Annotated in this window: 2 protein-coding genes; both read right to left on the bottom strand. The window is 65.0% G+C overall.

Annotated features, from left to right (window positions below):
- Positions 1-985 (bottom strand): protein kinase domain-containing protein (locus ACKAE7_RS20975; protein WP_408980219.1); only part of this gene is annotated, 985 nt, incomplete at its 3' end.
- Positions 982-1254 (bottom strand): penicillin-binding transpeptidase domain-containing protein (locus tag ACKAE7_RS20980; RefSeq protein ID WP_408980220.1); only part of this gene is annotated, 273 nt, incomplete at its 5' end. The genes ACKAE7_RS20980 and ACKAE7_RS20975, both read right to left, overlap by 4 nt.

Genomic DNA, 1254 nt, shown 5'->3' on the forward strand with positions numbered 1-1254 from the left:
CACCCGCGCCAACCACCGGCAAAGCTGAAGTCCGGTTTGGTGAATCATCCCGCTGTGCGCCAATGACGCCGGTCGGCGCCGTCGCAGTGTCTACCGGAGCCGTGATGGGGCCAGTGTCAGCGTCGAAGAGGAGCATTCCCGGGACGGCTGCGCGGGCTGCGCTGATGTCACCGTTGCGGATGGCCTCTGCTGCTTCGGCCAGCTTGATGGCGTTCTCCGGACGGTCCTTGGGGTCCTTGGCCAGCATGGACATCAGGAGGGCGCGAACCGGGGTGGGCAGTGATTCCGGCAGGGGCGGCGGAGCGTCATTGACCTGGGCGAGGGCAATCGCAATCTGGGATTCGCCGGAGAAGGGGCGGTGGCCGGTCAGGCACTCATAGCCGATGACACCCAGCGCGTAGATGTCCGACGAACCGGTGGCCGTCTGGCCCGTGGCCTGCTCGGGTGCCAGGTACTGCGCCGTGCCCATCACCTGGCCAGTCTGGGTGAGCGGCACCTGGTTGGCGAGGCGGGCAATGCCGAAGTCGGTGACTTTGACCCGTCCGTCAGGGGTGATCAGGAGGTTGCCTGGCTTCACGTCGCGGTGCACCAGGCCCTGCGCGTGCGCAACGGAGAGGGCGCGGGCGGTCTGCGCGATGATGGACAGCGTACGGTCCGGCGAGAGGACCTGCTCATGTTCGATGATGCTGCTCAGCGGCTGGCCGGGGACCAGCTCCATGACCAGGTAGGCGGAACCTTCCTCCTCGCCGTAGTCAAAGACGTTGGCGATGCCCACGTGGTTCAGGAGTGCTGTGTGGCGGGCCTCGGCACGGAAACGCTGAAGGAACCCGGGATCGCCCGTGTACTCCTCTTTCAGCACCTTGATCGCGACGATGCGGCCCAGGACGAGGTCTTTCGCCTTCCACACTTCACCCATGCCACCAATCGCGATCCGCGTGGTCAGCTGGAACCGCCCGCCGAGGGTGATTCCGGTTGTAGGCCTCACTTATTCAACACCGCCTCAAAAATTCTCTTCGCGTTCGGACTGGTTAGCTGTGCTCCGGTGGTGATGTCCACGCCTTCCATGACGATCGTGACACCCACCTGCGGGTTGTTTGCGGGGGCAAAGCCGGTGAACCAGGAGTTGTTCGCTCCGTTGCCCAGCTCGGCGGTTCCGGTCTTTCCTGCCACCTGGACGCCGGGAACAGCCGCCCGGTTGGCGATGCCCTCGCTGACCGCACTCACCATCCACTCCGTGATCTGGTTGGCGATGTC

Source organism: Pseudarthrobacter sp. NKDBFgelt (assembly GCF_046097905.1).
Taxonomy (GTDB): domain Bacteria; phylum Actinomycetota; class Actinomycetes; order Actinomycetales; family Micrococcaceae; genus Arthrobacter; species Arthrobacter polychromogenes.